21 protein-coding genes are annotated in these 23221 nt (G+C 73.2%); 10 read left to right on the top strand and 11 right to left on the bottom strand.

Going from position 1 to position 23221, the window contains the following annotated elements:
• Positions 1–92: 92 nt before the first annotated feature.
• On the bottom strand, positions 93–323 hold the full coding sequence (locus IE108_RS16590) for a DUF4287 domain-containing protein (protein WP_064728274.1): 231 nt from the start codon (positions 321–323) through the stop codon (positions 93–95).
• 103 nt (positions 324–426) lie between these two features.
• On the opposite strand from IE108_RS16590, the gene IE108_RS16585 reads away from it, so the two are divergent.
• Complete coding sequence (locus tag IE108_RS16585) at positions 427–738, top strand: hypothetical protein (protein WP_181849167.1); 312 nt, start codon at positions 427–429, stop codon at positions 736–738.
• Between the two features lie 18 nt (positions 739–756).
• Here IE108_RS16585 and IE108_RS16580 read toward each other — a convergent pair whose 3' ends face one another.
• The 3 genes from IE108_RS16580 to IE108_RS16570 form a co-directional block, all read right to left on the bottom strand.
• Complete coding sequence (locus tag IE108_RS16580) at positions 757–1566, bottom strand: hypothetical protein (RefSeq protein WP_064728272.1); 810 nt, start codon at positions 1564–1566, stop codon at positions 757–759.
• Positions 1567–1862: 296 nt separating this feature from the next.
• Positions 1863–3083, bottom strand: a complete 1221-nt coding sequence (locus IE108_RS16575; RefSeq protein ID WP_064728271.1) for an acetyl-CoA C-acetyltransferase — start codon at positions 3081–3083, stop codon at positions 1863–1865.
• Positions 3084–3361: 278 nt separating this feature from the next.
• On the bottom strand, positions 3362–4384 hold the full coding sequence (locus tag IE108_RS16570) for an SGNH/GDSL hydrolase family protein (RefSeq protein ID WP_064728270.1): 1023 nt from the start codon (positions 4382–4384) through the stop codon (positions 3362–3364).
• 169 nt (positions 4385–4553) lie between these two features.
• Here IE108_RS16570 and IE108_RS16565 point away from each other — a divergent pair, with 169 nt between their 5' ends.
• On the top strand, positions 4554–5939 hold the full coding sequence (locus tag IE108_RS16565) for a cystathionine beta-synthase (protein WP_064728269.1): 1386 nt from the start codon (positions 4554–4556) through the stop codon (positions 5937–5939).
• Between the two features lie 366 nt (positions 5940–6305).
• Here the strand turns inward: IE108_RS16565 and IE108_RS16560 are convergent, their stop codons facing one another.
• On the bottom strand, positions 6306–6740 hold the full coding sequence (locus IE108_RS16560; RefSeq protein WP_079163533.1) for a hypothetical protein: 435 nt from the start codon (positions 6738–6740) through the stop codon (positions 6306–6308).
• Between the two features lie 97 nt (positions 6741–6837).
• Positions 6838–7296 carry a protein-tyrosine phosphatase family protein gene (locus tag IE108_RS16555; RefSeq protein WP_064728267.1) on the bottom strand — a complete coding sequence of 153 codons (459 nt, stop codon included), beginning with the start codon at positions 7294–7296 and terminating at the stop codon, positions 6838–6840.
• Positions 7297–7408: 112 nt separating this feature from the next.
• Here IE108_RS16555 and IE108_RS16550 point away from each other — a divergent pair, with 112 nt between their 5' ends.
• Positions 7409–8287, top strand: coding sequence for a MurR/RpiR family transcriptional regulator (locus IE108_RS16550; protein ID WP_064728266.1), 879 nt, complete (start codon positions 7409–7411; stop codon positions 8285–8287).
• Between the two features lie 111 nt (positions 8288–8398).
• The gene (locus IE108_RS16545) at positions 8399–8986 is read left to right on the top strand and encodes a hypothetical protein (RefSeq protein ID WP_064728265.1); all 588 of its coding nucleotides are present in this window, start codon (positions 8399–8401) and stop codon (positions 8984–8986) included.
• A 93-nt stretch (positions 8987–9079) separates the two neighbouring features.
• Here IE108_RS16545 and IE108_RS16540 read toward each other — a convergent pair whose 3' ends face one another.
• Complete coding sequence (locus IE108_RS16540; RefSeq protein WP_064731797.1) at positions 9080–10465, bottom strand: type III PLP-dependent enzyme domain-containing protein; 1386 nt, start codon at positions 10463–10465, stop codon at positions 9080–9082.
• A gap of 178 nt (positions 10466–10643) precedes the next feature.
• On the opposite strand from IE108_RS16540, the gene hutU reads away from it, so the two are divergent.
• From hutU to hutI, 4 genes are read left to right on the top strand one after another with little or no spacing between them, the layout of a single operon-like run.
• Positions 10644–12317, top strand: coding sequence for a urocanate hydratase (gene hutU / locus IE108_RS16535; protein ID WP_064728264.1), 1674 nt, complete (start codon positions 10644–10646; stop codon positions 12315–12317).
• Positions 12314–13531, top strand: coding sequence for an allantoate amidohydrolase (locus IE108_RS16530; RefSeq protein WP_064728263.1), 1218 nt, complete (start codon positions 12314–12316; stop codon positions 13529–13531). The genes hutU and IE108_RS16530 overlap by 4 nt, the downstream gene beginning before the upstream one ends.
• Positions 13528–14877 (top strand): formimidoylglutamate deiminase, encoded by a 1350-nt coding sequence (locus IE108_RS16525; RefSeq protein WP_064728262.1) that lies wholly within the window; start codon positions 13528–13530, stop codon positions 14875–14877. The genes IE108_RS16530 and IE108_RS16525 overlap by 4 nt, the downstream gene beginning before the upstream one ends.
• A gap of 41 nt (positions 14878–14918) precedes the next feature.
• Positions 14919–16094, top strand: coding sequence for an imidazolonepropionase (gene hutI, locus IE108_RS16520; RefSeq protein ID WP_064728261.1), 1176 nt, complete (start codon positions 14919–14921; stop codon positions 16092–16094).
• A 67-nt stretch (positions 16095–16161) separates the two neighbouring features.
• Here the strand turns inward: hutI and IE108_RS16515 are convergent, their stop codons facing one another.
• Positions 16162–17088, bottom strand: coding sequence for an RNA polymerase sigma factor SigF (locus IE108_RS16515; protein WP_064728260.1), 927 nt, complete (start codon positions 17086–17088; stop codon positions 16162–16164).
• A gap of 240 nt (positions 17089–17328) precedes the next feature.
• On the opposite strand from IE108_RS16515, the gene IE108_RS16510 reads away from it, so the two are divergent.
• Together IE108_RS16510 and IE108_RS16505 are read left to right on the top strand one after the other, a co-directional pair.
• The gene (locus IE108_RS16510) at positions 17329–17706 is read left to right on the top strand and encodes an STAS domain-containing protein (RefSeq protein ID WP_064728259.1); all 378 of its coding nucleotides are present in this window, start codon (positions 17329–17331) and stop codon (positions 17704–17706) included.
• A gap of 197 nt (positions 17707–17903) precedes the next feature.
• A complete protein-coding gene (locus tag IE108_RS16505) occupies positions 17904–18533 on the top strand; it encodes an ATP-binding protein (RefSeq protein WP_064728258.1) in 630 nt (209 codons plus the stop codon).
• Positions 18534–18568: 35 nt separating this feature from the next.
• On the opposite strand, the gene IE108_RS16500 is transcribed toward IE108_RS16505, so the two are convergent.
• The 3 genes from IE108_RS16500 to IE108_RS16490 are packed head-to-tail and all read right to left on the bottom strand — an operon-like array spanning position 18569 to position 23133.
• The gene (locus tag IE108_RS16500; RefSeq protein WP_064728257.1) at positions 18569–20074 is read right to left on the bottom strand and encodes an APC family permease; all 1506 of its coding nucleotides are present in this window, start codon (positions 20072–20074) and stop codon (positions 18569–18571) included.
• Positions 20071–21639 (bottom strand): GMC family oxidoreductase, encoded by a 1569-nt coding sequence (locus IE108_RS16495; protein ID WP_064728256.1) that lies wholly within the window; start codon positions 21637–21639, stop codon positions 20071–20073. Before IE108_RS16495 ends, IE108_RS16500 begins: the two co-directional genes overlap by 4 nt.
• A 27-nt stretch (positions 21640–21666) precedes the next feature.
• Positions 21667–23133: an aldehyde dehydrogenase family protein gene (locus IE108_RS16490; protein WP_064728255.1), complete on the bottom strand. Its 1467-nt coding sequence runs from the start codon at positions 23131–23133 to the stop codon at positions 21667–21669.
• Positions 23134–23221 lie beyond the last annotated feature (88 nt).

Genomic DNA, 23221 nt, shown 5'->3' with positions numbered 1-23221 from the left:
AGGCGACCGCACGCACTGATTCACCCCGCCGGGAGGCGACCCGGCGGGGTGAAGGGATCAGGAGGCCGGCCGGTGTTCGGGCCGGGACGGTCTCACAGCAGGTTGCGCGCGGCCCTTCTCAGGTCGTACTCGTGGACGATCGCCTTCGCGTGGCCGTACGCGAGGTTGTGTTCGTGGCGGAGCCAGCTGACCTTCTCCTCGAAGCGGAAGAGGGAGGGGCCGTCCTCGACGGCACGCAGCCAGTCGGAGATCTCACGACCGGTGCACTGGGGGATGCGGGCGAGCAGATTGCGGTGGGTCTCCTCGGAGAAGACTTGGGACATCGGCGCCTCCGGGCGAAAGGGGATGTAGGCCGGTCCTTCAGGTCACCGTGCCTGAGTGTTCGCCCGTTGGCAACAGTCCCGGACGGCCGCGTACGCTCGCGCCGTGGTTGATACGACGCCTTTGACCCGTGCCGTGGACGACTTCGCCGACCGGCTGCGAGCCGCCCCGCAGAGCAGACTGCAACGCGGTGCCGCCGCCGAGGCACTGGAGCTGGCCAGGGAGTTGGCCCGGCGGGCCCAGCTGATCGAGGAACCGGGAGGCGAGCCGCGCCTGATGCCCGACGCGGGGATGTTCGCCGCCGCCGACCAGATCGCCGTCGCCGCACACGACCTGGCCCTCGTCCTGAAGGACGAGGGCCAGGTGGAAGAGGCGGCGGCGCTGGTGGAGGAGGCCCGCAAGCGGGCCGGGGTCTAGCCCCCGGGCCGCCCCGCGCTACAGGGAGGCGATGACGCGGTCCGCCAGGATGTACACGTTCTCCTCGCCGCACGCGAAGGTCAGCGTGTAGGCGCCGGAGATGCCCGAGCCGCCGAGCAGGTACGGCGTCTGGCCCGCGCCCAGCGCGTCCGCCAGGCGCTCCGCGGTCTCGCGGTGTCCGGGGGTCATGCACAGGGTGGTGCCGTCGGCGAAGACGTACACGTCGAGCGTGCCCAGCGGGCCCGGGCGGACGTCGGCGAGGGTGACGCCCGACTCGGCCAGTTCCTCCAGGGTGGCGACGGTCCGCTCGTGGTCGTTCACGGCCGGCGCCTGGTTCGGTACGAAGTCCGGGTGGGAGGGGTGCCGGCGGCGGGCGGCGGCCAGCTCGGCGGAGTCCCGCGGGCCGGCGTGGCCGAGGTCCTGCGCGGACGCCTCGTCGCCGTCCCCGAGCGGCTCGACCACCGGCTCCAGGCCCACGAGGTCGGCCTGGCGCGGAAGGAACAGCTCGCTGTCGCTCAGTCCGAGGAGCAGGGGCGTGTCCGACCCGTCCCGGGACTCCTGGGCGGCCCAGAAGGCCCGCGCCTCGGCGAGTTCCCGCTCGCGCTCCTCGGCGAGCGCCTCCGCGACCGCCGCGCGTATCTCCTCGGCGTCGGCGGTGGTGCGGGCGGCGGGCACTCGGCCCCGTACGGCGGCGGCCCGGCTCTCGGCCAGCTCGGCGCGCAGGGACGTCACCTGCCGGCGCAGCACGAGAACACTGCGCAGGACGGCGACGCCCACGGCGCCGGTGGCGGCCGTGGTGAGCAGCAGGGCGATCGGCATGGCGCTCACTGACGTACTCCCGGTTCAAAGTCGACCCCCGACTTCCTACATCAGCTTGAAGGGAGGACTAACCGCCTGTCAGTGCGTAACGTCACGAAACGGACAGGACTTTGGGCCCGAGGGGAGGGGGTGCGGCTGGTCTGACCTGCGTAAATCAAGGGGGTGCGAGAGGTAGGTCACATCCTGGGGGAGATTGAGTCACAAAACGGCCCAGAACCCTGGGTGGACAGGGTCCCGGGCCGTCGTGTCACGCAGGGTCCCCCGGAGGCTACCGACAGTCCTTCGGCCGCCCTCGGATCCGGCCGTCAGCTCAGGCGCTCGATGACCATGGCCATGCCCTGGCCGCCGCCGACGCACATCGTCTCCAGGCCGAACTGCTTGTCGTGCCACTGGAGGGAGTTGATGAGCGTGCCGGTGATGCGGGCGCCGGTCATGCCGAACGGGTGGCCGACGGCGATGGCGCCGCCGTTGACGTTCAGCTTCTCCAGCGGGATGCCGAGGTCGCGGTAGGAGGGGATGACCTGCGCGGCGAACGCCTCGTTGATCTCGACCAGGTCGATGTCGCCGATGCCCAGCCCGGCGCGGGACAGCGCCTGCTTGCTGGCCTCGACCGGGCCCAGGCCCATGATCTCGGGGGAGAGGCCGGAGACACCGGTGGAGACGATGCGGGCGAGCGGGGTCAGCCCCAGCTCGCGGGCCTTGGTGTCGCTCATGATCACGAGGGCGGCGGCGCCGTCGTTGAGCGGGCAGCAGTTGCCGGCCGTGACCAGTCCGTCCGGGCGGAACACCGGCTTCAGGCCCTGGACGCCCTCCAGGGTGACGCCGGCGCGGGGGCCGTCGTCCTTGGCGACGACGGTGCCGTCGGGGAGGGTCACGGGGGTGATCTCGCGCTCCCAGAAGCCGTTCTTGATGGCTTCCTCGGCGAGGTTCTGGGAGCGGACGCCGAACTCGTCCATGTCCTGGCGGGTGACGCCCTTGGCGCGGGCGAGGTTCTCCGCGGTCTGGCCCATCGCGATGTACGGGTCGGGCACCAGGCCGTCCTCGCGCGGGTCGTGCCAGCTGGTGCCCTCCTGCTGGGCGACGGCCGCGGTGCGGGCCTCGGCCTCGGCGAAGAGCGGGTTGCGCGTGTCCGGCAGGCTGTCGGAGTTGCCCTTGGCGAAGCGGGAGACCATCTCGACGCCGGCCGAGATGAACACGTCGCCCTCGCCCGCCTTGATGGCGTGCAGGGCCATGCGGGAGGTCTGGAGCGACGAGGAGCAGTACCGGGTGACGGTGCAGCCCGGCAGGTGGTCCATGCCCATCTCGACGGCGACGATCCGGCCGAGGTTGTTGCCCTGCTCGCCGCCGGGCAGACCGCAGCCGAGCATCAGGTCGTCGATGTCCCGCGGGTCCAGCTCGGGCACCTTGGCGAGCGCCGCCTGGATGATCGTGGCGGCCAGGTCGTCGGGGCGCAGGTCCTTGAGGGAGCCCTTGAAGGCCCGGCCGATGGGGGAGCGGGCGGCAGAGACGATCACGGCTTCGGGCATCACGGCTCCAGTGGAGAGGCGGTGGGCGGCTGCTGGGGAAGTTACCCGGACGTATGGCCTGGGTCACGGGTGTGGGGGTGTGACATGGGCCGCAACTTTCTAAGCGCTTGCTTTTGTCTCCGGCGGTGGGGCGGTTCCTTGTCGTGCGGGGCGTGTCCGTGCCGTGCGGGGGCTGGGGGTGCCGTCCCTGGGGGCTGCGCCCCCAGACCCCCCTTCGGCCTGGACGGCCTCGTCCTCTAACGCCGGACGGGCTGAGAACCCGGTGACCGTCCTCCGCCCTACCTCGGCTGTGCCGACGGTGTCGGCTCCGTCTCCGAGACCCTGCGGCGCCGGCGGCGCTTGAGCAGGGCCCACGGCCCCCGGGGCCCCGTCGGCATCGCCGCCGCGACCTCCGTGCCGGCCTCGGACGCCGCCTCCGCCGCCGCCCGGGCCACCGGGAGGAAGCCCTCGCGGCGCAGGGCGTCGGGGTGCTCCTCCTCGGCCGGCCACAGGCCGAGCGCGGCGCACACCGAGGGCAGTACCGCCATCGCGGCCGTGGCGTACCCCTCCGCGGAGGGGTGGTAGTTGTCGGGGCCGAACAGCTCCCGCGGGTTCTCCGCGAACTCCGGGCCCAGCAGGTCGCCCAGCGACACCGTGCGCCCGCCCTGCTCGACGACGCCGATGGTCTGCGCCGCCGCCAGCTGCCGCGAGGTGCGCCGGGCCAGCCAGCGCAGCGGCTGGCGTACCCGCTCGATGGTGCCGAGGTCCGGGCAGGTGCCGACCACCACCTCCGCGCCGGCCGTGCGCAGCCTCCGTACCGCCCCCGACAGGTGCCGGACCGACTGGGTCGCCGGCATCCGGTGGGTGACGTCGTTGGCGCCGATCATGATCACGCAGATGTCGGGCACCCGGCCGTGGTCCGCGAGGACCAGCGCCACCTGCCGGTCCAGGTCGTCCGAACAGGCCCCCGGCGCCGCGACCGAGCCCAGCTCCACCCGCCGCTCCGCCACCGCGGCCAGCCCCGACGCCAGCAGTGCGCCCGGCGTCTGACCGGCCCGGTGCACACCCTGCCCGGCGGCCGTGGAGTCGCCCAGCATCATCAGCCGCAGCGGCTCACCCGTCGCGGGCAGGCCGTCGCCGTACAGACCCCGCGCGTTCGGCACCCGGTCGGGCGTGCCGATGCCCACCCGGCGCCTGGCCAGCTGCACCTCCGCCAGCAGCAGACCCACCGCCGCCGCACCCGCCAGCCCGATCCCGCCGCCGCCGTAAGCCGCGCCGGCCGCGATCCGGCGCGCCACCCTCGCTCTGGACATGCTCGTCATGCGTCGCCGCCACCTCCTCCAAGCCGTACACCCACTCCTTGCCCCGTACGGACGGTCGCCCAATCTCAACGGGGAGTGAACGACCTTCACGAGGCACGGCCGGGTGCGCAGGCCATAGGCTGGCCGAACCGATTAGTAACCCCATCCTTTGCGGCATCCGGAGACCACGGTGCATTTCCACGACTCGATGATCAGCCTCGTCGGCAACACCCCGCTGGTGCGGCTCAACAGCGTGACCAAGGGCATCAGGGCAACCGTCCTGGCCAAGGTGGAGTACTTCAACCCGGGCGGCTCGGTGAAGGACCGCATCGCCCTGCGCATGATCGAGGCCGCCGAGAAGAGCGGAGAGCTGCAGCCCGGCGGCACCATCGTCGAGCCCACCAGCGGCAACACCGGCGTGGGCCTCGCGATCGTGGCCCAGCAGAAGGGCTACAAGTGCATCTTCGTCTGCCCTGACAAGGTGTCCACCGACAAGATCAACGTGCTGCGCGCCTACGGCGCCGAGGTCGTCGTCTGCCCGACCGCGGTCGACCCCGAGCACCCGGACTCCTACTACAACGTCTCCGACCGGCTGGTCCGCGAGACGCCGGGCGCCTGGAAGCCGGACCAGTACTCCAACCCGCACAACCCGCTCTCCCACTACCACTCCACGGGTCCCGAGCTGTGGGAGCAGACCGCCGGCCGGATCACCCACTTCGTGACCGGCGTCGGCACCGGCGGCACCATCTCCGGCACCGGCCGGTACCTGAAGGAGGTCAGCGACGGCGGCGTGCGGGTGATCGGCGCCGACCCCGAGGGGTCCGTCTACTCCGGCGGCTCCGGCCGGCCGTACCTGGTGGAGGGCGTCGGCGAGGACTTCTGGCCGACGGCCTACGACCGGGACGTGGCCGACGAGATCGTCGCCGTCTCCGACAAGGACTCCTTCCAGATGACCCGCCGCCTCGCCAAGGAGGAGGGCCTGCTGGTGGGCGGCTCCTGCGGCATGGCCGTCGTCGCGGCGCTGGAGGTGGCCGCGCGGCTCGGCGAGGACGACGTGGTGGTCGTCCTGCTGCCGGACAGCGGACGCGGCTACCTCAGCAAGATCTTCAACGACGAGTGGATGGCCGACTACGGCTTCCTGGAGGACGCCGGCCCCAGCGCCCGCGTCGCCGACGTCCTGAACCACAAGGAGGGCGACCGCATCCCCTCCCTCGTCCACATGCACCCGGACGAGACGGTCGGCCAGGCCATCGAGGTGCTGCGCGAGTACGGCGTCTCGCAGATGCCCATCGTCAAGCCGGGCGCCGGCCACCCGGACGTGATGGCCGCCGAGGTCGTCGGCTCGGTCGTGGAACGCGAGCTGCTGGACGCCCTGTTCACCAAGCGCGCCTCGCTCGACGACCCGCTGGAGAAGCACATGTCCGCCCCGCTGCCGCAGGTGGGCTCGGGCGAGCCGGTCGAGGACCTGATGTCGGTGCTCGGCGGCGCCGACGCGGCGATCGTCCTCGTCGAGGGCAGGCCGACCGGCGTGGTGAGCCGGCAGGACCTGCTGTCCTTCCTGGCCCGGGGGAAGTAGGCCCGGTGCTGTCCGGCCGCTGAACACCCGGTGGGCGGTGCCCGGCCGAGCCGCTCCGCGATCGTCGTGGACTTCGCGGAAGTGGTACGCGCACGTCACGTGCGCGCAGCAGTCGCTTAACACGCGACCGGCAGAGTGTGCGGTGTCGGCAGGGATTGGGAGCGGCTCCCCGGTCCCGCCGGCGCCGAACGGCGTCACGGACCTTCCGGAGCGGCTCCCGGACCTCCAAGGACGCCAAGGGCGCGCCGCCCGGCCGTGAGGCCGGGCGCTCCGCGTCCCCCGCGGGGACCGCCGTCGTCCCGCCCCCCAGCGATGGGGGTGCGGCGGTCCCCGCGCAGTCTTCCCCGGGTGCTCCCCGGGGCTCGCTCAGTCCTCCCAGGCGTCGTCCCGCCCGGCACGGCCCCGGCGTGCGAACAGGCCCGGGTTGGTGCGCGCGGCCTGCACGACGTTCACCCCGACGATGCCCGCCCAGGCGACCAGCAGCCCGGGGAGGTCGGCCACCCCGCCGCCGATCGCGGACAGCGGGACCGCCAGGACGAGCGAGACGATGCCGAAGCCGAAGCGCTCGCCGAAGGAGTCCGTGGGCCTCGGCGACCGGCTCTCGCGGGCCGTGGTCATCTGCCGCTCCGCCAGCTGCCGGCGCACCCTGCGTTCCACCGCGCCGTCGATGCGCTGGTCGACCTTCTCCAGGAACGAGTCGACCAGCGCGGACTCGTACTCCTCACCCAGCTCCCTGCGGGTCTGCAGGGTGGCGTCGAGTTCCTTCTTGAGGTCGGCGTCCCGCGCGTCCATTCCCGTCATGCCACTCAAGGTAGGCGGCGGAGGGCGCGGTGGCACTGGGGACAGCCCCCCTATCCGCCGGGGGAGGGCCCGTAGGGGTCCGCGCGGGGGCGGGGTCTCAGGCCCGGCCGGTCCCCTCGGCGCCCGCGGCGTGGACCCGGCGGACGAAGCGCCGCTGCCAGGGCACCTCGACGGCACGGGCGTGGTAGTTGCGCCGCACCCACCTGACCGCCTCCCCGGGGTCCATGCCTTCGAAGACGCAGATCGCGGACAGCGCGGTCCCGGTCCGGCCGATGCCGCCCCCGCAGCAGACCTCCACGCGCTCGCCCGGCGCGCGCTCGTAGGCGTCGCGGAGCCTGTGCATCGCGTCCACCGGGTCGGCGGGGAGCCAGAAGTCCCGCCAGCGCACCCAGACCGACTCCCACGGCGGGCTGGGCGGCTCGTGATCCGTCAGATGCACGGCGAACGTCGGCGTCTGACCCGCCGGCAGCTCGTGACGGAGGCCGCGCCCCCTGAGCCTGCGTCCCGACGGCAGCTCGACCAGCCCGGGGCCGTCGGCGTTCCATAATTCGGTCATCCCTAGTCCTGTCCCCTCGGTCCGTCGCGCTCGGCATCGTGCCCTCCGGCGCCTCGCTGTATAACGGTATGCAGTGACCGGGCGACGTGAATAGACCGAGGGGGAGCACGCCATGAGCGGGACCAGCGGGGCCGGGGCGCGTGGGGGGACGGGCGGGGCCGACAGCCCGGCCGCACGGCTCCAGGCGCTCTTCGAGGGGCACCGGCTGACGCCGACCCAGCGGCGGATCGCCCACAGCATGGTGCGCCGGGCGCCCGAGGTGCCCTTCCTGTCGAGCGTCGAGCTGGCCGAACTGGCCGGGGTCAGCCAGCCGTCGGTGACCCGCTTCGCCGTCGCCCTCGGCTTCGACGGATACCCGGCCCTCCGCCGCCACCTGCGCGAGGTCGCCCCGGCGGAACCCGCCGCCGGCACCGACGACCGCAACGAGTACCAGCAGGCGGTGCTGGCCGAGATCGAGAACCTGCGGCACCTCGCGGAGGTGCTGGCCGACCCCGGGCCGGTGGCCGAGGCGGGCCGCCTGCTCGCCGGGAGCCGTCCGCTGCCGGTGCTCGGCCTGCGGGCCGCCGCCGCCCAGGCGCACGGCTTCGCCTACTTCGCGGCCAAGGTCCACCCGGACGTCCGGCTGCTCAACGAGGGCGGCACCATGCTCCACGACCGCGTCGGCGCCGCCGTCCGGGCCGGCGCCACCGCCCTGCTCTGCTTCGCCCTGCCCCGGCACCCGCGCGAGGTCGTCGACGCGCTCACCCACGCCAAGGAGGCCGGGCTCACGGTGGTGACCGTCGCCGACTCCGCCTTCGCGCCGGTCGCCAAGGTCTCCGACCTCCTGCTGCCCGCCGCCGTCGGCACCGGCCTCGCCTTCGACACGGCCTGCGCGCCGATGCTGCTGGGCCGGGTGCTCCTGGAGGCGATGTGCGACGACCTGCCGGACGCGCAGGCGCGGCTGGAGGAGTTCGACGCCGAGGCGGTGGCGCGCGGTCTGTTCGTGGAGTGACCCCGACGGCGGACGCGTTCTCAGACTCGTCTCAGCTTGCCCCGTTACCGTGCTGCGCCTGACCGCCCTCGGGCGTGTCCGCACGGTCGGGAACGGGACGGGAGGCAGGACGTGGCGCGCGCAGGACAGGTGGGGCTGGCCCGGGTCGCGGTCGTCGTACGGGCGGGGGCCGCGCCGCTGTGGTGGCTCGGCGTCGTCGCGGCGGGCGTCGGCGTGCTGGTGCCGGGGCTGACCGGACGCCGGATCGGGGTACTGGCCGGCGCCGCGCTGTTCGTCGTCGCGACGGCCGTCGGGGCTTGGGCCCGGCGCGGGCGCTACACGGCCCTCGCCGCCTCGGCCGCACGCGCCGGCCGGCACGACGTCCTCCAGGACCGCGCGGTGACCCTGCGCAACTGGCGGCGAGGTCACCGCTGGTGGCTGCTCCTCGCCTTCCTCGCCGCGCTGGGCAGCGCCTTCGCGGTGCCCGCCGCCGGCGGTCTGCTGATGGCCGGCTGCGGTGCCGGGCTGTGGCTCAAGTCCGCCTGGATCGGCCGCCGCGAGCAGTCCGGCGAGGCCCTGCTCTGGGTCCGCGTGGACTGGCTCGCCCACAGCGGCGGCCGCCCGGCGGGCAAGACGGTCAGGGCCTACCGCGGCACGGGCCTCGCGGCAGGCGACGCGGCCCCGGGAGGCGCGAGGAGGAAGGCGCGGACACCGGCCTGACCCGGGGCGCGCCCCGCCCCGGCCGGTGGCGCGGGGCGGTGACGTCATGCGGCTTTGCCGCGTGGGCGCGACCAGCCACGACGGACCGATGGCCTACGAGCGACCGGAACCCCCGCGGCGAACGGCCTCGGTCAACGCGTCGGCACGTCCTCCTCCGGCCTCGGCCACGATCTCCTCGACCCGCTGCTCCTCACGCACGGTCGCGAAGGAGACGCTCCCGTCCTCGTCGGAGACGAACCCGTACACCCCGGGCCGCGCCAGCGAGTTGTACGCGTAGTGGTGCGCGAAGTAGTACGCGCCGGTGTCCAGCGCCGCCGCGTAGTCCCCCTGCTCCAGCAGCGGCATCGCCCGGCCCACGGCCAGCAGGTCGCCCGCGAAGCACGCCGGTCCCGCCACGTCCTGGACCACGTCGGGCCCCTCCTTGGGCATGCCCTTGCCGTCGTACGCCGCTATCCGCAGCGGCCAGGCCCCCGGCGCGTACACCGTCCGCGTCGCCACCTGCACGCCCGCGTGCGTCACCGCGACCGGCCGCCCGCCCGCGCTCTTGGCGTACTCCACCCGCGCCACCACCGTGCCGTGCTTGGCGAGCAGCGACCGCCCGAACTCGGTGACCAGCCCGTACCGCCCGTCGAAGAGGCCCGGCACCCTCTCGCGCAGCACGCGCGCGTACTCGGCGTAGGTGGGCGACTCCTCGTCCGAGCCGAAGTTCACCGGCAGTCCGCCGCCGATGTCGAGGGTGTCGACCTGCCGCCGCCCCGCCCGTTCGTTGATCTCCTCGGCGAGCGCGTACGCCTCGGCCACGCCCTCGGCCATCAGGGTGAGCGGGATGCCCTGGGAGCCGGTGTGGGTGTGCAGCCGGGTCAGCCAGGGCCGGTCGAGGTACGCCCGCACCACCCACTCGCGGGCCCCCTCGTCGCGCAGCGCCACACCGAACTTCGAGGTGGCGGTCGCCGTCGAGAGCGCCTCGATGGAGCCGCCGCCGACCTGCGGGTTCACCCGTATCCCGAGGGGCGAGGCGGTGTCGGGCAGCGCCTTCACCAGGGCGTCGAGGCGCTCCAGCTCCTGGGGGTTGTCCGCGTTGACCGCGATCCCCAGCTCCAGCGCCTCCCGCAGCTCGGCCGGGGTCTTCGCGGGCGAGTCCAGCACCGTCCGCTCCGCCGGCACCCCAGCGGCGCGGGCCAGCGCCAGCTCGCCGGGGCTCGCCACCTCCACGCCGATGCCCTCCTCGTGCAGCAGCCGCAGCACCGGGACCAGCGGGGTCGCCTTGACCGCGAAGGCGTGCAGCACGGGCGTACCGGGCGCCGTCACCGCCTCGAACGCCACCCGCAGGGCCGCCGCCGACTCCCGGATCCCGGCGACGTCCAGCAGTCCGACGATCGGGACGTCCGGCCCGAGCAGCCCCTGCTCCACGGCGGCCCGCACCGCCCCGTCCCGCCGCACGGCCCGCTCCGTGCCCGTGCCGCCGAGGTCACCGCTCATGCCCGTGCCGTCGCTCACGCGATCCTCCCTGCCGTCGCTTCCTGCCTGTACATCCAGCCAAACACTCGCACGCGCCCGGCGCGGGACACGAACGTATTGACTAGTTCTATTCACGAAGCGAGTATGTGAATATCCGTAGCAACAAATCCGCCGGGAGCAAGCCACCAGGAGGCACACCATGTCCGGACCCCGCCCCGTCCGAGCGCCGCGAGGCATGACGCCGAGTGCCCTGGGATGGCAGCAGGAGGCCGCCCTGCGGATGCTGCAGAACAACCTCGACCCCGAGGTGGCGGAGCACCCCGACAAGCTCGTCGTCTACGGCGGCACGGGCAAGGCGGCCCGCGACTGGCGCTCCTTCGACGCCATGGTCCGCACCCTGGAGAAGCTCAAGCAGGACGAGACGATGCTCGTCCAGTCCGGCCGCCCGGTCGGCGTCATGCAGACCCACGAGTGGGCCCCGCGCGTCCTCATCGCCAACTCCAACCTCGTCGGCGACTGGGCCAACTGGGAGGAGTTCCGCCGCCTGGAGGCCCTCGGCCTGACCATGTACGGCCAGATGACCGCGGGCTCCTGGATCTACATCGGCACCCAGGGCATCCTCCAGGGCACCTACGAGACCTTCGCCGCCGTCGCCGCCAAGAAGTTCGGCGGCACCCTCGCCGGGACCATCACCCTCACCGCCGGCCTCGGCGGCATGGGCGGCGCCCAGCCCCTCGCCGTCACCATGAACGACGGCGTGGCGATCTGCGTCGACTGCGACCCGCGCGCCATCGACCGCCGCATCGAGCACCGCTACCTCGACGTGAAGGCCGACTCCCTCGACCACGCCCTCCAGCTGGCCACCGAGGCCCGGGACCGGCGCGAGCCGCTCTCCATCGGCGTCCTCGGCAACGCCGCCGAGCTGGTGCCGCGGCTGCTCGCCATGGGCGCGCCCATCGACATCGTGACCGACCAGACCTCGGCCCACGACCCGCTGGCCTACCTGCCCACCGGCATCGCCTTCGAGGACATGGCCGACGCCGCCCTCAAGGACCCGGCGGGCTTCACCACCCGCGCCCGCGAGTCCATGGCCCGGCACGTCGAGGCCATGGTCGGCTTCCAGGACGCCGGCGCCGAGGTCTTCGACTACGGCAACTCCATCCGCGGCGAGGCCCAGCTGGCCGGCTACGACCGGGCCTTCGCCTTCCCGGGCTTCGTACCGGCGTACATCCGCCCGCTGTTCTGCGAGGGCAAGGGCCCCTTCCGCTGGGCCGCCCTGTCCGGCGACCCCGCCGACATCGCCAAGACCGACAAGGCGATCCTCGACCTCTTCCCGGAGAACGAGTCGCTGGCCCGCTGGATCAAGCTGGCGGGGGAGCGGGTCCACTTCCAGGGCCTGCCCGCCCGGATCTGCTGGCTCGGCTACGGCGAGCGCGACAAGGCCGGCGAGCGCTTCAACGACATGGTCGCGAGCGGCGAGCTGGCCGCGCCCGTCGTCATCGGCCGCGACCACCTCGACTGCGGCTCCGTCGCCTCCCCGTACCGCGAGACCGAGGCGATGCTGGACGGCTCGGACGCCATCGCCGACTGGCCGCTGCTCAACGCCATGGTCAACGTGGCCTCCGGCGCCTCCTGGGTCTCCCTCCACCACGGCGGCGGCGTCGGCATGGGCCGCTCCATCCACGCCGGGCAGGTGACGGTCGCCGACGGCACCGCCCTCGCCGGCGAGAAGATCCGCCGCGTCCTCACCAACGACCCCGGCATGGGCGTCATCCGGCACGTCGACGCCGGGTACGACATCGCCGACTCGGTCGCCGGGGAGCGGGGCGTGCGGGTCCCGATGCGCGAAGGCCGCGAGGGTGGCGCCGCGTGAGCTTCCACAGCATGTGGGCGGAGCTGCTGCCGATGGGCCGCAGCTCCGCCTCCGGCGGATACCGCCGCTACGCCTGGACGGGCGCCGACGCCGACTGCCGCACCTGGTTCCAGGAGCAGGCCGAGGCGCGCGGCCTCGCCTACGAGACCGACCGCAACGGCAACCAGTGGGCCTGGCTCGGTGACCCGGCCGCGGGGAACGCCGTAGTCACCGGCTCCCACCTGGACTCGGTGCCCGACGGCGGCGCCTTCGACGGGCCGCTCGGGGTGGTCTCCGCCTTCGCCGCCCTGGACGAGCTGCGCGGGAGGGGAGCGCGATTCACCAGGCCGCTCGGCATCGTCAACTTCGGCGACGAGGAGGGCGCCCGCTTCGGCCTCGCCTGCGTCGGCTCCCGGCTCACCGCGGGGGCGCTCACCGTGGAGCAGGCGCACCGGCTGACCGACGGTGACGGCGTCACCCTGCCCCGGGCCATGGAGGACGCCGGGTACGACCCCGACACCCTCGGCGCCGACCCCGAACGGCTCGCCCGCATCGGCGCCTTCGTCGAACTCCACGTCGAGCAGGGCCGCGCCCTCGACCTGTCCGGCGACCGGATCGGCATCGCCTCCGCCATCTGGCCGCACGGCCGCTGGCGGTTCGACTTCCGGGGCGAGGCCAACCACGCCGGCACCACCCGCCTCGCCGACCGCCGCGACCCGATGCTGCCCTACGCCGAGACCGTGCTCGCCGCCCGTCGCGAGGCCGAACTCGCGGGCGCCGTCGCCACCTTCGGCAAGGTCGGCGTCGAGCCCAACGGCGTCAACGCCATCCCCTCCCTGGTCCGCGGCTGGCTCGACTCCCGCGCCGCCGACCAGGAGAGCCTGGACGCCGTGGTCTCCGGGGTGGAGCGGGCGGCCCGCGAGCACGCCGCGGCGCACGGAGCGGACCTGGACGTCGTCCGCGAGTCCTTCACGCCCGTCGTCGAGTTCGACCACGCCCTGCGCGACGAACTCGCCCGCATCCTGGGCGGCGCGACCGAGCTGAAGGTCCCCGTGCTCGGCACCGGGGCCGGACACGACGCCGGAATCCTCTCCGGCCGCATCCCGACCGCCATGCTGTTCGTACGCAACCCCACCGGCGTCTCGCACTCCCCGGCCGAGTCCGCCGCCGAGGACGACTGCGTGGCCGGGGTGATCGCACTCGCCGACGTACTGGAAGGGCTGGCCTGCACGTGACCCCCACCGAGCGGACCCGGACCTACTGGCTGGAGCACGCCTGGCTCGGCACCCACGTCGAGCCGGGCGTCGCCGTCGACGTGGCGGACGGCCGCATCACCGCCGTCCACCAGGACACCCCCGCCCCGCCGCCCGGCGCCGAGATCCTGCGCGGCCTGACCCTGCCCGGCCTGGCCAACGCCCACAGCCACGCCTTCCACCGCGCCCTGCGCGGCACCGTCCAGGTCGGCTCCGGCACCTTCTGGACCTGGCGCGAGGTCATGTACTCCGTCGCCGACCGGCTGACCCCGGACACCTACCTCGACCTGGCCCGCGCGGTGTACGCCGAGATGGCGCTGGCCGGCATCACCGCCGTCGGCGAGTTCCACTACGTCCACCACGCGCACGGCGGTACCCCGTACGCCGATCCCAACGCGATGGGCGAGGCGCTGATCGAGGCCGCCGCCGAGGCCGGGATCCGCATCACCCTCCTCGACACCTGCTACCTGTCCGCCGGCTTCGGCGAGCCCCCCAACGCCCACCAGCGGCGGTTCTCCGACGGGACGGCGGACGCCTGGGCGCAACGCTCTTCACTTCTCAAGGAACGGGATCACGCACGGATCGGGGCCGCGATCCACTCCGTACGGGCCGTGCCCGCCGAGCAGTTGGCGACCGTGGCGCAGTGGGCCGCCGAGCGGCGGGCCCCGCTGCACGTGCACCTGTCCGAGCAGACCGCGGAGAACGACGCCTGCCGGCGCGCCCACGGCCGCACCCCCACCCGGCTGCTGGCCGACCACGGAGTGCTGGGCGAGCGCACCACCGGCGTGCACAACACCCACCTCACCGACGAGGACGTCGCCCTGCTCGGCGGCAGCCGCACCGGCACCTGCATGTGCCCCACCACGGAACGGGACCTCGCCGACGGCATCGGCCCCGCCACCGCCCTCCAGCGGGCGGGCTCACCGCTCTCCCTCGGCTCCGACAGCCACGCCGTCGTCGACCTGCTGGAGGAGGCGCGCGCCATGGAGCTGAACGAGCGCCTGCGCACCCGCACCCGGGGCCACTGGACCGCCGCGGCCCTGCTGCGCGCCGCCACCGCCGACGGCCACGCCGCCCTCGGCTGGGACGACACCGGCCGGATCGAGACCGGCGCCCGCGCCGACCTCGCGACGGTCGCCCTCGACTCCGTCAGGACGGCCGGGCCACTGCCCAGGCTCGGCGCCGAGACGGCCGTATTCGCCGCGACGGCAGCGGACGTACGGCACACGATCGTGGGCGGACGGCACGTCGTACGCGACGGGGTGCACACCCTCGTACCCGAGGTCCCGCGGTCCCTCGGACGGGCCGTGGAAGCCCTGCGCGCGTAGAACCGACCACCGACCGCCCCCACGAGGACGCCACCGACGCCATGAGCACCAGCACCGTCATCACCAACATCGCCGCACTCGTCACCAACGACCCCTCCCTCGGTGACAACTCTCCGCTCGGACTGGTCCGGGACGCGGCCGTCGTCATCGACGGCGACCGCGTCGCGTGGACCGGTGAATCAAGCAAAGCACCCGCCACTGACAACCGGGTCGACGCCGGCGGCCGGGCGGTCCTGCCCGGCTTCGTCGACTCGCACTCGCACCTCCTGTTCGGCGGCGACCGCACCGAGGAGTTCAACGCCCGCATGTCCGGCCGCCCCTACAGCGCCGGCGGCATCCGCACCACCGTCGCGGCCACCCGCGCCGCGAGCGACGCGGAGCTGGAGGCGGGCCTGACCCGCTACCTCGCGGAGGCGCTGCGCCAGGGCACGACGACCTTCGAGACCAAGTCGGGCTACGGACTGACCACCGCCGACGAGGCCCGCGCCCTGCGCGTCGCGGCCCGCCACACCGACGAGGTCACCTTCCTCGGCGCCCACATCGTCGCCCCCGAACTCGCCGACGACCCCGCCGCCTACGTCGCGCTGGTCACCGGCGAGATGCTCGACGCCTGCGCCCCGCACGCCCGCTGGATCGACGTGTTCTGCGAGAAGGGCGCCTTCGACGGCGACCAGGCCCGCGCCGTCCTGACCGCCGGCCGCGCGAAGGGGCTGCACCCCCGCATCCACGCCAACCAGCTCTCCTACGGCCCCGGCGTCCAGCTCGCCGTCGAACTCGACGCCGCCAGCGCCGACCACTGCACCCACCTCACCGACGCCGACGTGGACGCCCTGGCGGCCGGGAACACGGTCGCCACGCTGCTGCCGGGCGCCGAGTTCTCCACCCGGGCCGAGTGGCCGGACGCCCGGCGGCTGGTCGACGCGGGGGTCACGGTCGCGCTGTCCACCGACTGCAACCCGGGGTCGTCCTTCACGTCCTCGGTGCCGTTCTGCGTCGCGCTCGCGGTGCGGGACATGGGGATGACGCCGGACGAGGCGGTCTGGTCGGCCACCGCGGGCGGCGCCGCGGCCCTGCGCCGGGACGACGTCGGCCGCCTCGCACCGGGCGCGTACGCCGACCTGACCCTCCTGGACGCCCCGAGCCACGTGCACCTCGCCTACCGTCCGGGCGTGCCGCTGGTCAGCGGGGTGTGGCGGCGCGGCGTGCGCGTGGTCTGACCATGCCGAAGGGGGCGGTCCGACCTCTCGGACCGCCCCCTGGAGGACGAGCGTCACCCGGCGGGGATCACTCCTCGACCGTGAGCCCCTTGCGCAGCCGGACGAGGGTGCGCGACAGCAGCCGTGAGACGTGCATCTGGGAGATGCCCAGCTCCTCGCCGATCTCCGACTGGGTCATGCCGGCGACGAACCGCAGCGAGAGGATCTTCCGGTCCCGCGCGGGCAGCTCGGCGATCAGCGGCTTCAGCGACTCGACGTACTCGATGCCCTCGAGCCCGTGGTCCTCGTAGCCGATCCGGTCGGCGAGCGCGCCCTCGGCGTCGTCCTCCTCCGGCTGGGCGTCCAGCGAGGAGGCGGTGTAGGCGTTCGACGCCGCCATGCCCTCGACGACCTCGTCCCGGGACAGCCCGAGGTGCTCGGCCAGCTCGGTCACCGTGGGGGCGCGGTCGAGCCGCTGGGCCAGCTCGTCGCCCGCCTTGGCGAGGTCGAGCCGCAGCTCCTGGAGGCGGCGCGGAACGCGCACGGACCACGAGGTGTCGCGGAAGAAGCGCTTGATCTCGCCGATGATGGTCGGCATCGCGAACGTGGGGAACTCCACACCGCGCGACATCTCGAACCGGTCGATCGCCTTGATCAGGCCGATGGTGCCGACCTGGATGATGTCCTCCATCGGCTCGCTGCGCGAGCGGAAGCGGGAGGCGGCGAACTTGACCAGAGCGAGGTTCAGCTCGACGAGCGTGTTGCGTACGTACGCGTGCTCGTGCGTGCCTTCCTCCAGCGTCTCCAGTCGCTCGAAGAGGGTCTTGGACAGAGCCCTGGCGTCCGCCGGAGCGACCTCGTCGTAGGCGGGGATGTCCGGAAGCCCGGCGAGTGCGCCGTCGTGGTCGACGACGGCGTCGGGGTGCTCGATGGGATCCAGATGTTCCGGAGGGAGTGTCGACGTCGCTTCCTGGGTACGCGATCCGTCGAGCCGGGGTGACATGGTGTCCTCCATCGTTCTCGGCATACGGCTGCCGAAGCCAGATACGTGCACTGCGGTGTGCGGCGCCTCCAAAGCCGGCCGTGTCGTTTGACGTGTCGTACTAGGCCTACCGGGTTTACCGAGGCGATCGCAAGTGTGTTCTGACCGGTTATGTCCGTTTGTGTGCGGTTGTTCGGGTGTCGCAGTGCGTTCGGAAGGCGTAGTGTTCGAGGTCGTCAGCTAGCAGTCATGACCTCGGGAGAGAGAAACGGCATGGACCGCGGGACGGTCGGCAGTGCCCAGTCGGGCCGGCTTCTGGTCGAGGTACGGGAAGAGGGCCCCAGTGCCGTCGTGACCCCGGCGGGTGAGTTGGATCATCACACCGCCGATCTGTTGCGTGAGCCGCTGGAGGAGTGCCTCGCCAAGGGATTCAACCGGCTGGTCGTCGATTGCTCGCGCCTGGAGTTCTGCGACTCCACGGGACTCAACGTCCTGCTCGGCGCGCGGCTGAAGGCGGAGGCCGCAGGGGGCGGTGTGCATCTGGTGGCCATGCAGCCGGTGGTGGCCCGTGTGTTCGAGATCACGGGGGCCGAGGCGGTCTTCACCCTGCACGACACGCTTGCGGCCGCTCTGGCCGTCGAGTCCGACTGAGCTGGTCCTTGACCGGCCGGCGGCGGGTTGCCTGCGCCTCGCGGGACGGGCGTTTTCGCCCCCTCCCGTGTTTCGTGCCGAATACAGGGGTGTTCGGACGGCCCGCTCGGGCAGGAGAGACCCAGAGTCTGCTGTGTACGACTTTCCTGACCAAGACTTTGAAATGTGAACTGGTGGATCGGTGAGGTGAAGCGCTGATGAGCACCACCCGGCCTTACTCGCCGGGCGACCGCGGACCGGAGCCCGGCGGCGCTTCCGGGGCGTCCGAGGGGGACGTGCCCGGGACCGGGGAGTCCGAGGGGGGCGGTGTGTCCGCAGTGATGGGCGCGCCCGTGCCCGCGTCCGCGGGGGCGTCCGCGTCTTCGTCCGCCGGCCAGGCCGCGGCTCCGGCCGCCCCCGGGCCCGTCTCCGAGGGCGGGCGGCAGGTCCGCGTGCTGAGCTTCGAGGACGCGAGCGGGGTCGTCCCGCTCGCCCGCGACTTCACCCGCGAGGCGCTGTACGCGTGGGGCTGGCTGCCCTCCGCCACCGCCGACCAGCGGGCCGCCGCCGAGGACGTCCTCCTCGTCGTGTCCGAGCTGGTCACCAACGCCTGCCTGCACGCCGAGGGGCCCGACGAGCTGCGGATCGCCTTCGAGCGCAAGGTGATCCGGCTGGAGGTCTCCGACCGCGGCAACGGCCAGCCGGCGCCGCGCACCCCCCACCGGGCCGGACGCCCGGGCGGCCACGGCATGTTCATCGTCCAGCGGCTGTGCCTGGACTGGGGTGTGCTGCGGACGCCGGGAGTGGCGGGCAAGCGGGTCTGGGCCGAGCTGGGCGCACCGGGCTAGGGCCGGTCCGATCCAGGGGCGGCCCTGTCCCGGGTCTAGTCCCGGTTCGTCTCGCCGGGGCCCGTGCGCGCCGTCGCCGGGTCCGGGATGGCGTTGCCCGCCGGCGCGTCGCTGCGGCCGTAGTGGTGGGTCGTGAACATGTAGACGAGGCCCACCGCCACCACGATGCCGCCGCTGAGCAGCACGATCCAGTTGTCGTACCAGGGGACGTCCGGTGTGCGGGGCCAGGAGATGTTGATGATGGCGAACAGGCCGTAGGCGAGCGCCCCGGCGTTCACCAGCAGCCCCCAGCGGCCCAGCCGGAACTCGCCGCTCGGCCGCCACCCCTTGAGCCGCGCCCGCAGCGCGGCGAGGACGACCATCTGGAACGCCGCGTAGATGCCCAGGATCGCGAACGAGACGATCTTGGTGAGGGCGTCCTCGGAGATCAGCGAGCCCACCGCGATCAGGGCCGGGACGACCGCGGCGAGCAGCAGCGCCCACTCGGGCACCGCGCGCTTCGCCGAGAACTTCCGCAGCAGCCGGTGCCCGATGATCATCTCGTCCCGGGCGTACGAGTAGATCAGCCGTCCGGCCGCGGCCTGGAGGCTGATCGTGCAGGACAGGAACGAGATCAGGACCACGGCCATCACCAGCCGGGCACCCGCCTCGCCGAGGGCGTCGAAGAGCACCCGCACCACCGGGTCGCTGTCCTCGCCCGAGATCACCGCCCGGTAGTCGACGACCGCCAGCAGCAGCGTCAGGCAGGTGAACGTCGCCGCCGCCCCGCCGACGTAGATCGTGCGCCGCATCGCCTTGGGGATGACCTTGCCGGGATGCGCCACCTCCTCCGCCACGTCCCCGCACGCCTCGAAGCCGTAGTACTGGTAGAAGCCGATGATCGCGGCGCCCAGGAAGACGGGCAGGTAGGAGCCGTCGCCGGCCGCGCCGTAGTCGTCGAAGAGCACGCCGAGGCCGTGGAAGCGGTGGGTGACGAGCAGGATGACGCCGACGACGAGCGCGCCGATCAGCTCCGCGCCGAAACCGATCAGCGCGGCCCACGACAGGGCCTTGGTGCCGGCGTAGTTGATCAGCACGGCGATGACGATCAGGGCGATCGTGCACAGCACCGTGGTGTGCACGGTGGCGTCGTAGCCGAGCAGGATCGCGATGTAGGGCCCCGCCCCGTACGCCACCGAGGTGATCGTGACGAGCAGCGCCCACAGGTACACCCAGCCGGTCATCCACGCCCAGCGCTTGCCCCACAGCCGGCGCGCCCACGGGTAGACCCCGCCCGCGATCGGGTACTGCGCGACGACCTCGCCGAAGACCAGGGCGACGAGGAACTGCCCGCAGCCCGCCAGCACGAACGCCCAGATCATCGGCGGGCCGCCGTCGGCGAGCGCGGTGCCGAAGAGGGTGTACGTGCTCACCACCGGGGACAGGTAGGTGAAGCCGAGGGCGAAGTTCGCCCACGGGCCCATCTCCTTGCGGAACTCCGACTCGCCCTCCCGCGGCCCGGACGCGGCCGCGGCGCCGCCCGGCGCCCCGGCGGCGCTCACCGGTCCCGCCCTTCCGTCGGCAGCGGGCGCGGCGCGGGCCGGGCGGTGATCAGGTCGGCCGCGCGTTCGGCGGCGAGCAGCACCGTGACCATCGGGTTGATGGTCGGCATGGTGGGGAAGACCGACGCGTCCACGATGCGCAGCCCGTCGTGCCCGCGCAGCCGGAGCTGCGGATCCACCACGGCGAGCGGATCGTCCTCCGCGCCCATCCGGCAGGTCCCCGCCGGGTGGTAGACGGTGTGCGCCGCGCGGCGCCCGTACTCGGACAGGTCCGCGTCCGACGTCACGTCCGGGCCGGGGGCCACCTCGCGCACCAGCCAGTCGCTGAGCGGGGCGGTGGCCGCCACCTCGCGGGCGATCCGCAGACCGTCCACGACGGTGCGCTCGTCGTGCCCGTCCGGATCGGTGAAGTAGCGGAAGTCGAGAGCCGGTTTGACCTCGGGGTCGGCGCTGTGCAGCCACATGCGGCCCACCGAGCGGGCGCGCGGCACGTTCGGGGTCATGCACACGCCGTGCTCCGGGACGGGGTAGCCCAGCCGCTCCGTGTTGACCGTGAACGGCACCTGGTAGAAGTGGAACATCAGGTCCGGGCGCGGGCCGCCCGCCGGGTCGCGGCGCACGAACAGGCCCGCGTCGGAGTCCATGGCCGAGTTCGGCGGCAGCGGCCCCCGGGTCTCCCACACGATGACCGACTCGGGGTGGTCCAGCAGGTTCTCGCCCACGCCGGGCAGGTCCGCGCGCACCTCGATGCCCAGGTCGCGCAGGTGGCCGGCGGGGCCGATGCCGGAGAGCATCAGCAGCCGCGGCGTGTCGATCGCCCCGGCGCACAGCAAAACCTCCGCCTCGGCCTCCAGGGTCGACAGGGAGCCGTCGGGATTGCGCACCTGGACGCGGGTGAAGCGGCCCTCGGCGTCGGGCAGCAGCCGGTACGCCCAGGTCTCCAGACGCACCGTCAGGTTCGGCCGGTCCAGCACGGGGTGGAGGTAGGCGACCGACGCGGAGGAGCGGCGGTTCGTCTCCGGGTCGTACGCCAGGGAGAAGAAGCCGGCGCCGTCGGTGAAGGGGCGGGCGTTGAAGTCGTCCACGACCGGTACGCCGAGCCGGGAGGCGGCGGCGGAGACGAAGTCCTGCGCGATCGCGTTGCGGTCGGCGGCGCCCACGGGGACGATCGTGTTCTGGAGCCGCTGCCGGTACGGCAGGATCGTGTCGGGCCCCCAGCCCTCGCAGCCGCGGGCCACCCACTCGTCGAGGTCCTCGGGGAACGGCAGGAAGCTGATCAGCGTGTTGTGCGAGGAACAGCCGCCGAGCACGCGCGCGCGGGAGTGCAGGATGTGCGAGTTGCCGCGCGGCTGCTCCACGGTGGTGTAGCCGTAGTCGAACTCGGAACCGAGCAGGTTGATCCAGTTGCGCAGCCGCAGGATGCGCTCGTCGCCGACGTCGCTGGGACCCCCCTCCACCACGCACACCCGGCAGGCCGGGTCCTCGCTCAGCCGCGCGGCCAGCACCGAGCCCGCCGTGCCGCCGCCGATGATCACGTAGTCGTAGGTCGTCGTCTCGTCGTCCATGCGTCGCCCTCTCTCGCCCTGTCCGATTCAGCCCTTGAACCAGCCGGACGGGCCCGGCCGCAGGTTCTGGTAGATGTGCTTGGCCTCCTGGTACTCGCGCAGCCCGGTGGGCCCCAGCTCCCGGCCGATGCCGGAGCGGCCGAAGCCGCCCCACTCCGCCTGGGGCAGATAGGGGTGGAAGTCGTTGATCCAGACGGTGCCGTGCCGCAGCCGCGCCGCCACCCGCTGGGCGCGCGACGCGTCGCCGGTCCAGACGCCGCCGGCCAGGCCGTACCGCGTGTCGTTGGCCAGCTCCACGGCCTCCTCCTCGGTGCGGAAGCGCTCCACCGTGACGACGGGGCCGAAGACCTCCTCCTGGACGATGCGCATGGAGCGGTCGCAGTCGGCGTAGATCGTGGGCAGCAGGAAGAAGCCGTGGGAGAGGTCCGGGTCGTCCGGCCGGGTGCCGCCGCAGACCAGGCGGGCGCCCTCGGCCTGGGCGATCTCCAGATAGGACTCGACCTTCGCGCGGTGCTCCGCCGAGCTGAGCGGCCCGCTCTCGGTGGCCGGGTCGAGGCCGCTGCCGAGCCGGATGGTCCGCGCGCGGGCGGCCAGCCGCTCCACGAACCGGTCGTGCACCTCGTCCTGCACGATCAGCCGCGAGCCCGCCGAGCAGACCTGCCCCGAGTGCAGGAACGCGGCGTCCAGCGCGTAGTCCAGGGCGGCGTCGAAGTCGCAGTCGGCGAAGACCAGGTTGGGGTTCTTGCCGCCCAGCTCCAGCGCGAGGTTCTTCACGCCCGGCGCGCACGCCTCCATGATCCGGCGTCCGGTGGCCAGACCGCCGGTGAAGGAGACCAGGTCCACGTCCTCGTGGGCGGACATGGCCGCGCCCACGGTGGAGCCGGGGCCGAGCAGAAGGTTGGCGACACCGGGCGGGGCGCCCGCCTCGGCGATCAGGCGGACCATGTGGATCGTGGACAGCGGGGTCGTCTCGCTGGGCTTGAGGACGAAGGTGTTGCCCGCGGCCAGGGCGGGGGCGACCTTCCAGGAGGCCTGCAGCATCGGGTAGTTCCACGGCGCGATCAGCGCGCACACCCCGATGGGGTGGTAGGTGACGCGGCTGAGCACGTCGGGGCCCACGTCCACGACCCGGCCGCCGTCCTTGTCGGCGATCTCGGCGAAGTAGCGGAACGCGTTGGAGACGTCCTCCACGTCGATCCGGGCCTCTTTGAGGGTCTTGCCGGTGTCCAGGGACTCGACGTGGGCGATCTCCTCCTGGTCGCGCAGCAGGAAGCGGGACACCCGCAGCAGCACGTCGGCCCGCTCGCGGGTGGGCGCCGAGGACCAGTCGCCCCGGTCGAAGGCGCGCCGGGCGGCCGCCACCGCGAGGTCGACGTCGGCCTCGTCCGCCTCGTCGACCTGCTGGACGACGGAGGCGTCGTACGGGTTGATCACGTCCCGCCGCGCCCCGCCCACGGCGCCGGTCCACTCCCCGTCGACGAACAGTTCCGACATCGCGGCTCCCTCGCTCTCGTACCCGTCCGGCGCGGCACACGCCGCCCACCAACATGGGCCGTACGGGCCGCACCGGCCGCGTGGACGC

The sequence above is a fragment of the Streptomyces parvulus genome, from assembly GCF_014648855.1.
Lineage (GTDB): Bacteria > Actinomycetota > Actinomycetes > Streptomycetales > Streptomycetaceae > Streptomyces > Streptomyces parvulus.
Note: the sequence above shows the minus strand (reverse complement) of the source record. Positions and strands in the feature narration are given on the sequence as shown.

Excerpts from the sequence above, each read along its gene's own strand:
- IE108_RS16550 (WP_064728266.1), top strand. The coding sequence starts at position 7,409 with ATGAGCGGGACCAGCGGGGCCGGGGCGCGTGGGGGGACGGGCGGGGCC.
- IE108_RS16515 (WP_064728260.1), bottom strand. The coding sequence starts at position 17,088 with ATGGAGGACACCATGTCACCCCGGCTCGACGGATCGCGTACCCAGGAA.
- IE108_RS16490 (WP_064728255.1), bottom strand. The coding sequence starts at position 23,133 with ATGTCGGAACTGTTCGTCGACGGGGAGTGGACCGGCGCCGTGGGCGGG.
- IE108_RS16510 (WP_064728259.1), top strand. The coding sequence starts at position 17,329 with ATGGACCGCGGGACGGTCGGCAGTGCCCAGTCGGGCCGGCTTCTGGTC.
- IE108_RS16540 (WP_064731797.1), bottom strand. The coding sequence starts at position 10,465 with ATGAGCGGTGACCTCGGCGGCACGGGCACGGAGCGGGCCGTGCGGCGG.
- IE108_RS16555 (WP_064728267.1), bottom strand. The coding sequence starts at position 7,296 with ATGACCGAATTATGGAACGCCGACGGCCCCGGGCTGGTCGAGCTGCCG.
- IE108_RS16590 (WP_064728274.1), bottom strand. The coding sequence starts at position 323 with ATGTCCCAAGTCTTCTCCGAGGAGACCCACCGCAATCTGCTCGCCCGC.
- IE108_RS16560 (WP_079163533.1), bottom strand. The coding sequence starts at position 6,740 with ATGACGGGAATGGACGCGCGGGACGCCGACCTCAAGAAGGAACTCGAC.
- IE108_RS16570 (WP_064728270.1), bottom strand. The coding sequence starts at position 4,384 with ATGACGAGCATGTCCAGAGCGAGGGTGGCGCGCCGGATCGCGGCCGGC.
- hutI (WP_064728261.1), top strand. The coding sequence starts at position 14,919 with ATGAGCACCAGCACCGTCATCACCAACATCGCCGCACTCGTCACCAAC.
- IE108_RS16495 (WP_064728256.1), bottom strand. The coding sequence starts at position 21,639 with ATGGACGACGAGACGACGACCTACGACTACGTGATCATCGGCGGCGGC.
- IE108_RS16575 (WP_064728271.1), bottom strand. The coding sequence starts at position 3,083 with ATGCCCGAAGCCGTGATCGTCTCTGCCGCCCGCTCCCCCATCGGCCGG.
- IE108_RS16505 (WP_064728258.1), top strand. The coding sequence starts at position 17,904 with ATGAGCACCACCCGGCCTTACTCGCCGGGCGACCGCGGACCGGAGCCC.
- hutU (WP_064728264.1), top strand. The coding sequence starts at position 10,644 with ATGTCCGGACCCCGCCCCGTCCGAGCGCCGCGAGGCATGACGCCGAGT.